Annotated in this window: 7 protein-coding genes; 3 read left to right on the top strand and 4 right to left on the bottom strand. The window is 61.9% G+C overall.

All coding sequences use genetic code 11. From position 1 onward, the window contains the following. Positions 1 to 212 precede the first annotated feature (212 nt). Together AC27VO_RS12875 and AC27VO_RS12870 are read right to left on the bottom strand one after the other, a co-directional pair. Positions 213 to 437: an amphi-Trp domain-containing protein gene (locus AC27VO_RS12875; protein WP_488667112.1), complete on the bottom strand. Its 225-nt coding sequence runs from the start codon at positions 435 to 437 to the stop codon at positions 213 to 215. Positions 438 to 648: 211 nt separating this feature from the next. After that, a complete protein-coding gene (locus AC27VO_RS12870; RefSeq protein ID WP_488667111.1) occupies positions 649 to 2202 on the bottom strand; it encodes a fumarate hydratase in 1554 nt (517 codons plus the stop codon). A 271-nt stretch (positions 2203 to 2473) separates the two neighbouring features. On the opposite strand from AC27VO_RS12870, the gene fumC reads away from it, so the two are divergent. From fumC to AC27VO_RS12855, 3 genes are all read left to right on the top strand, one after another. Further along, a complete protein-coding gene (gene fumC / locus AC27VO_RS12865) occupies positions 2474 to 3865 on the top strand; it encodes a class II fumarate hydratase (RefSeq protein WP_488667110.1) in 1392 nt (463 codons plus the stop codon). A gap of 217 nt (positions 3866 to 4082) precedes the next feature. Continuing rightward, entirely contained in the window at positions 4083 to 4991 is a 909-nt protein-coding gene (locus tag AC27VO_RS12860; RefSeq protein WP_488667109.1) for a TauD/TfdA dioxygenase family protein, read from the top strand. Between the two features lie 135 nt (positions 4992 to 5126). After that, complete coding sequence (locus tag AC27VO_RS12855) at positions 5127 to 6164, top strand: Bug family tripartite tricarboxylate transporter substrate binding protein (RefSeq protein WP_488667108.1); 1038 nt, start codon at positions 5127 to 5129, stop codon at positions 6162 to 6164. Between the two features lie 67 nt (positions 6165 to 6231). Here the strand turns inward: AC27VO_RS12855 and AC27VO_RS12850 are convergent, their stop codons facing one another. Together AC27VO_RS12850 and greA are read right to left on the bottom strand one after the other, a co-directional pair. Next, positions 6232 to 6675, bottom strand: a complete 444-nt coding sequence (locus tag AC27VO_RS12850) for a hypothetical protein (RefSeq protein WP_488667107.1) — start codon at positions 6673 to 6675, stop codon at positions 6232 to 6234. A gap of 14 nt (positions 6676 to 6689) precedes the next feature. After that, on the bottom strand, positions 6690 to 7166 hold the full coding sequence (gene greA, locus AC27VO_RS12845) for a transcription elongation factor GreA (RefSeq protein ID WP_488667106.1): 477 nt from the start codon (positions 7164 to 7166) through the stop codon (positions 6690 to 6692). Positions 7167 to 7368 lie beyond the last annotated feature (202 nt).

Genomic DNA, 7368 nt, shown 5'->3' with positions numbered 1-7368 from the left:
GCCTGCGCGTGAAAGATATTGAGTTTGAGCGGCGCGAGATTGTGGTGCGTGAGGGCAAAGGCAATAAAGACCGTGTGACGGTGCTGCCGGAGAACCTGATCACCCTGCCCAAAGCCCCGCTGCAAAAAAAGCGCGCGCGGCATTTTGAGCCCGCAGGGTGCGCTGTAAATCAGTGATTTAAAAGATGCACGATGTCCGTTGAGACCAAGCGCTTACTTGGACTCCCACTTGATCTGAAACTCGATCTCATGCGCACCGTCTTCACGTTCATGTTCGATGTTGTACTGTGCCCGCACGGGCACGTAAATGCGCTCGCCCGCAATCTGAATTTCAAACTGCTCACCGTTTTCTAGGCAATCCGCCAGACGGCGCAGCTTGGCGACAAACTCATGGATGGGGTAGGTCTTTTCTACATCGCGGCTATCTGTCATATCCATCTTCTTTCCTTGGTGAATGGCCTGCTCTACCCAGCTCCCCAGCGGGCCGACTTGGACCGGCTGGAGCCTTGCACGCAGGCGGCGCGGAGGTCACCCAGGGTGATTTTGAATCTATCCAGCCCAATCGCTGTCAGCCAAGGCGCTGTATCCGCCAATTAAAAAACCGCCCGTAGGCGGTTTTTTAATTGGCAAGGCTTAAAGCGGCTGTGCCTTACGCACCAGCTACGCTGATGCCCTTGAACTCACCCGTGGCAATCTTTTCTTTCCAGACTGCTGGGCCAGTGATGTGGGCGCTGGTGCCGCCGGAATCGACGGCTACGGTCACGGGCATGTCGACCACGTCGAATTCGTAGATGGCTTCCATGCCCAGGTCTTCAAAGCCCACCACCTTGGCGTGCTTGATGGCCTTGGAGACGAGGTAGGCGGCGCCGCCCACGGCCATCAGGTAGGCCGACTTGTGTTGCTTGATGGCTTCGATGGCGACGGGGCCGCGCTCGGACTTGCCAATCATGGCGATCAGGCCGGTCTGCTCCAACATCATGTTGGTGAACTTGTCCATGCGGGTGGCGGTGGTGGGGCCTGCTGGGCCCACCACTTCGTCACGCACAGGGTCGACAGGGCCGACGTAGTAAATCACGCGGTTGGTGAAGTCCACGGGCAGTTTTTCGCCCTTGGCCAGCATGTCCTGGATGCGCTTGTGGGCTGCGTCGCGGCCGGTCAGCATCTTGCCGTTCAACAGAATGGTGTCGCCGGGCTTCCAGCTGGCGACTTCTTCCTTGGTCAAGGTGTTCAGGTCTACACGCTTGGACTTGTTGTAGTCCGGTGCCCAGTCCAGCTTGGGCCACACGTCCAGCGATGGGGGATCCAGGTACACGGGGCCAGAGCCGTCCATCACGAAGTGGGCGTGGCGGGTGGCGGCGCAGTTGGGGATCATGGCCACGGGCTTGGAGGCCGCGTGCGTGGGGTACATATTGATCTTGACGTCCAACACCGTGGTCAGGCCGCCCAGGCCTTGGGCGCCAATGCCCAGGGCGTTGATCTTCTCGAACAGCTCCAGACGCAGCTTTTCCACGTCGTCCAGCTCGGCGCCGCTGGCGGCCTTTTGCTGCAGCTCGTACATGTCCAAATCTTCCATCAGGCTTTCCTTGGCCAGCAAAACCGCTTTTTCAGCGGTGCCACCAATGCCGATGCCGATCATGCCGGGCGGGCACCAGCCCGCGCCCATGGTGGGAATGGTCTTGAGCACCCAGTCGACCAGGTCGTCGCTGGGGTTCATCATGATCATCTTGGACTTGTTCTCGGAGCCGCCGCCCTTGGCCGCCACGGTCACTTCCACGGTGTTGCCGGGCACGATCTGCACGTTGATCACCGCTGGCGTGTTGTCCTTGGTGTTCTTGCGCTTGAAGTGCGGGTCCGCCACCACCGATGCACGCAAGGTGTTGTCGGGGTGGTTGTAGGCGCGGCGCACGCCTTCGTTCACAGCGTCTTCCAGACCCATGGTGAAGCCATCCCACTTCACATCCATGCCCACCTTCAGGAACACGTTGACGATGCCGGTGTCCTGGCAGATGGGGCGCTGGCCGGTGGCGCTCATCTTGGAGTTGGTCAGGATTTGCGCCATCGCATCCTTGGCCGCAGGGCTTTGCTCACGCTCATAGGCGCGGGCCAGGTGCTGGATGAAATCCGGCGTGTGGTAGTAGCTGATGTACTGGAGGGCACCTGCGACAGAGTCGATCAGGTCCTGCTGGCGGATGGAGGTCGTCATCGTGAAGCTTCTCTCGGTTGTTATAGCGCCGGGGGGTGCGCAGAAAATCTTGTCGATTATCGGCGCAACTGCAGCGGCACGAACAGCAAAAACCGACAAGTCTTATAGAGGACTTGGCACAAACCACCCCCTCTATCGCTGTGATTGAGAATGACTCTCAAAGACTGCGCTACGATGGCTGCTTTCACGCAACCCCAGCGGCGAAACTTCGAGGCAGCGACACCCTTGGTGCAGCCACCCATGCCGCACAGACACCAGGAGAGCTCTTGCCATGACTGCCACCCGCCTCGAGAAAGACACGTTTGGCCCCATCGCCGTTCCCGCACACCAGTTGTGGGGTGCGCAAACCCAGCGTTCGCTGCAAAACTTTGACATCAGCGGCGAGCAGCAGCCGCGCGAAATCATTGCCGCACTGGTCCAGGTGAAGAAAGCCAGCGCCACCGTCAACCACGCACTGGGCCTGCTGGACGCGACAAAGTCCCAGGCCATCAACGCTGCCGCCGACGAGGTGCTGGCCGGCCAGCACCCGCATGAGTTTCCGTTGGTGGTGTGGCAAACGGGGTCGGGCACGCAAACGAATATGAATGTGAACGAGGTGCTGGCCAACCGCGCCAGTGAGCTGCTGGGCGGCGAGCGCGGTGAAGCGCGCCTGGTGCACCCCAATGACGATGTGAACAAAAGCCAGTCCAGCAACGATGTGTACCCCACGGCCATGCATGTGGCGGCCGTCACGGCCATCGCACACAAGCTGCTGCCCGCCATCGCCAAGCTGCGCGCCACGCTGCAGGCGAAAAGCGAGGCCTTTGCCGACATCGTCAAAATTGGCCGCACCCATTTGCAAGACGCCACGCCGCTGACACTGGGCCAGGAAATCTCGGGCTGGGTGGCCCAGTTGGAACATGGCGAAAAGCATGTGCGCGCCGCGCTGCCGCATCTGTATGAACTGGCGCTGGGCGGCACCGCCGTGGGCACGGGGCTGAATGCGCCCAAGGGCTATGCCGAAGGCGTGGCCCAGGAGCTGGCAACCATCACCGGTTACCCGTTTGTGACTTCGCCCAACAAGTTTGAGTCGCTGGCCAGCTGTGACGGCCTGGTGCATGCGCATGGCGCGCTCAAAACGCTGGCGGCCAGCATGATGAAGATTGCCAACGATGTGCGCTGGCTGGCATCGGGCCCCCGCAGCGGCCTGGGTGAAATCTCGATCCCTGAGAACGAACCCGGCTCATCCATCATGCCCGGCAAGGTCAACCCCACGCAGTCCGAAGCCGTGACCATGCTGTGCGCCCAGGTGTTTGGCAACGATGTGGCGATCAACTTTGGCGGCGCCAGCGGCAACTTTGAGCTGAACGTGTTCCGCCCGCTGGTGGCCCACAACTTTCTGCAAAGCGTGCGCCTGCTGGCCGATGGCATGGTGAGTTTTAACGACCACTGCGCCGTCGGCATTGAACCCAACCGCGCGCGCATTGAAGAGCTGGTGGGCCGCTCGCTGATGCTGGTGACGGCCCTGAACCCGCACATCGGCTACGACAAGGCCGCCTACATTGCCAAGAAGGCGCACAAGGAAGGCAGCAGCCTGCGCGAGGCAGCCATTGCCAGCGGCCACCTGAACGCCGAGCAGTTTGACCAGTGGGTGATCGCCAAAGACATGGTGGGCAATCTGTAAACGCTGCACCTCATAAAAGGTGAGCAGCTTGCGCTGGCAAAACAAGGACTTCAGCCCCATTAGGCATTGAAACCCAGACATTCCGAGCGCAAGCTGCTTTGCTTTTAAGAGCACTCTACAGATGTTTTGGAAATAAAAAACTAACTTATCAGTAGTTCCAAGAATAAGAAAGTTTCCCTAGGATCAGCACCCTCTGTTATCTCTGGTGTTTTGATTCATGTCTGCCGCGCCCGCTTTTGCCCCGTCTGCCGCTTCCACTGCGGCACAGCCCTTCACCATCACGCCGTCTGGCCACGCCCTGGCAGCGGACATCACCGGGCTAGATCTGTCGCAACCGCTGGACGCCGCCACCTTCCAGGCGCTGCAAGCCGCCTGGGACACCCACCTGGTGCTGCGCTTTCGCGGGCAATCGCACCTGAGCGTGCAAGACCACATTCGCTTTTCCGCCTACTTTGGCCCGCTGGACCAGCGCCCGCAGGCCGTCGCCCAGTGGCATGCCAGCACCGCCGAGCTGCCGCTGGAAGTGGCCATCATCTCCAACCTCAAGCAAGAAGGCAAGCCGATTGGCGCGCTGGGCGATGGCGAGGCCGTGTGGCACGCCGACATGACCTACAAGGCGGAGCCGCCCAAGGCCGCCCTGCTGCTGGGCCGCGAAGTACCACCCAGCGGTGGCGACACCCACTTTGCCAATATGTACGCAGCCTACGAGACATTGCCCGCCGCATTGCAGGCGCAGATTGCAGACCTGCAATGCGTGCACGACGCCAGCCGCAACAGCGCAGGCCAGCTGCGCATGGGCTTTGCCGACAATACCGACCCACGCCTGACCGTGGGCGCCGTGCACCCGCTGGTGCGCGTGGATGGCCGCACCGGTCGCCAAAGCCTGTACTTGGGCCGCCGGCGCAATGCCTATGTACAAGGCCTAACGCTGGAAGACAGCGAAGCCTTGCTCGACGCCCTGTGGGCGCACGCGACACAGCCACACCTGACCTGGAGCCAGCAATGGCAAGCCGGAGATCTGGTGGCGTGGAACAACAACGTCACCTTGCACCGCCGCGATGCGTTTGACCCCGGCGCACGCCGTTATATGCACCGCACCCAGGTGGGCGCAGGCACTGCCGCATAAGCCCGCCAGCAACCCCATCAGGCCCCTTCAGCGCACCGGCAGCGGTTCACGACAACCGCTGCTGGTAGCCGCCACACCACCCTGTTTCCCGTGCCCTCACGCGTTGAAGGCAGGCCCCACTTTTTGCCCAAAATCATGACTGCCCCCACTTCTACGTTCTCTACCGCACGCCGCCAATGGCTGCGCTGGTCGCTGGCTGCATCGGCCAGCACTGTGGCCGCCCCCTGGGCTTTGCAAGCCGCCCATGCGGCGCCGCTGCCCACGCTGCCCGTGGTGCCGGGCAAAGCCATCACCATCATCGTCGGTGGCCCCGCAGGTGGGGCCACCGATGGTGTGGCCCGCGTGCTGGGCCAGGCGCTGTCTCACAGCCTGGGGCGTGAGGTGATCGTGGACAACAAGCCCGGCGCGGGCGGCACCATTGGCTCCAAGCTGGTGTCGCAGTCCAAAAACGATGGCTACACCTTGCTGCTGGGCCAGATTGCGCCCAACGTGCTCTCCCCGCTGATGCAAAACCCACGGCCGTATGACCCCATCACCGGCTTCACGCCGATTGGGCAAATTGGCAATACGGCATCGGTGCTGGTGGTGCCAGCCAACGGCCCGCAGACGCTGGAAGCGGCACTGCGCCGCTGGAAGCAGCAAGGCAGCTTCAGCTACGCCTCCACCGGCGTGGGGTCGGGTGCACATTTGCTGGGGCACTTGATGGCGGCATCGCTGGACATTGAAGGCCTGCACGTACCCTACCGCGGCAGCCCCTTTGCGCTGCAAGACCTGACGGGCGGACGCGTGGATGCGTTTTTTGTGACGGCGGGCGCACTGGGCTCTTACCTCGAATCCGGCAAGCTGGTGGCACTGGCCACCGCCTCGCGCGAACGCAGCCACTTCTACGCGCAACTGCCCACACTGCGCGAAGCGGGCCACCCCGATGTCAGCAACGAAGGCTGGTTTGGCCTGTTTGCCGCCGCACAAACCCCAGCTGACATTGCCCGCACCCTGCACCAGCACCTGAATGCCGCACTGCAGACTGCCGAAGTCAAGCAACAGCTGCAAGCCCTGGTCGTGGACATTGCCCCCAGCAGCAGCCACGAGCAGTACGCAGGCTTTATCCGCAAGGAAGTCACGCACTGGAGCCAGGTGCTGGCGCGCATGGGCAGCAGCCTGCAGGCCACCTGATCGGCCGCATGGGGCATAAAAAAACCGCTGAGGCCTGGGCCCAGCGGTTTTTTTGATGCAAGCGCCTTCAAGGCATTGCAAGGCGGCGGCGGTGGTGCAACAAACTGCGCAGCGTGCGCCAGGCACAGCACCAGTGCAGCAGCGCGAGCGACAGCACCTGCGCCGTCAGCGCCAATGAGGCGGAGCGCACCAGCCACTGCGGCAGCACACCGTAGTTGAGCAAGATGGCCGTCAACAGGCCGCCCAGCACATAAATAAGCAGAGCGCCTTGCGCCCATGCTTGTTCGGCTTCAGCGTGTTTTCGCCTGGAAATGACCAGCAGGCCTACGCAAGCAGCTATAGAAATCCATGTCTGCCACAAGGCAAGCTGCGCCAAGTGGCCGCGCACCTCGTGCCAATACGGCACGGTGGCAATGATGGCAGGCGCAGCCAGCACACTCACGCTGGCCGTGGCCAGCCACACCCCGGCGCATGCCAACGGTGCTTTCAGTGAGGGGGCTGGGGCCACCATGCAAACGCCCTGAATTACAGGTATTTAACGGCCACGATTTCGTAGCGGCGCACGCCACCGGGGGCCTGCACTTCGGCAGTGTCGCCCTCTTCCTTGCCAATCAGCGCGCGGGCGATGGGGCTGGAGATATTGATCAGGCCGTGCTTCAAGTCGGCTTCGTCTTCACCCACGATCTGGTAGGTGACCTGGTTGCCCGAGTCTTCGTCTTCCAGATCTACGGTGGCGCCAAACACCACGCGGCCATGCGCATCCAGCGCCGTGGGGTCAATGATTTGTGCGGCCGAGAGCTTGCCCTCGACTTCCATGATGCGGCCTTCGATGAAGCCCTGGCGGTCCTTGGCGGACTCGTATTCGGCGTTTTCGCTCAAGTCGCCTTGGGCGCGCGCTTCGGCAATGGCCTGAATCACTTCAGGACGGTCCACGGTCTTCAGACGCTGCAGCTCGGCCTTGAGCTTTTCAGCACCACGCTTGGTAATTGGAATGGTTGCCATGTCAGTTTCTCCACATACGGCTGGGCGTACACGCGCAAGGTTTGCACAGTCGCGCCACAAGGGCATGTCCAGAGTGCCACTACAACGTGGCTGTTTGGGACGCCCCAAAAGCAAACCGCCGCGCAGTGAGCCGCGCGGCGGTGTTCCTAGGTCAGGTGGGCATTATGCCGCGTTTGCGGCACGATGCTCCCAGTAAAACCCG

Source organism: Comamonas sp. 14P8.1.4 (assembly GCF_057799285.1).
This window is presented reverse-complemented; position numbering and strand designations above follow the sequence as displayed.

What these genes read in the sequence shown, in the direction of transcription:
- AC27VO_RS12875 (WP_488667112.1), bottom strand. Translation starts at nt 437, where the DNA reads ATGGATATGACAGATAGCCGCGATGTAGAAAAGACCTACCCCATCCAT.
- AC27VO_RS12870 (WP_488667111.1), bottom strand. Translation starts at nt 2,202, where the DNA reads ATGACGACCTCCATCCGCCAGCAGGACCTGATCGACTCTGTCGCAGGT.
- fumC (WP_488667110.1), top strand. Translation starts at nt 2,474, where the DNA reads ATGACTGCCACCCGCCTCGAGAAAGACACGTTTGGCCCCATCGCCGTT.
- AC27VO_RS12860 (WP_488667109.1), top strand. Translation starts at nt 4,083, where the DNA reads ATGTCTGCCGCGCCCGCTTTTGCCCCGTCTGCCGCTTCCACTGCGGCA.
- AC27VO_RS12855 (WP_488667108.1), top strand. Translation starts at nt 5,127, where the DNA reads ATGACTGCCCCCACTTCTACGTTCTCTACCGCACGCCGCCAATGGCTG.
- AC27VO_RS12850 (WP_488667107.1), bottom strand. Translation starts at nt 6,675, where the DNA reads ATGGTGGCCCCAGCCCCCTCACTGAAAGCACCGTTGGCATGCGCCGGG.
- greA (WP_488667106.1), bottom strand. Translation starts at nt 7,166, where the DNA reads ATGGCAACCATTCCAATTACCAAGCGTGGTGCTGAAAAGCTCAAGGCC.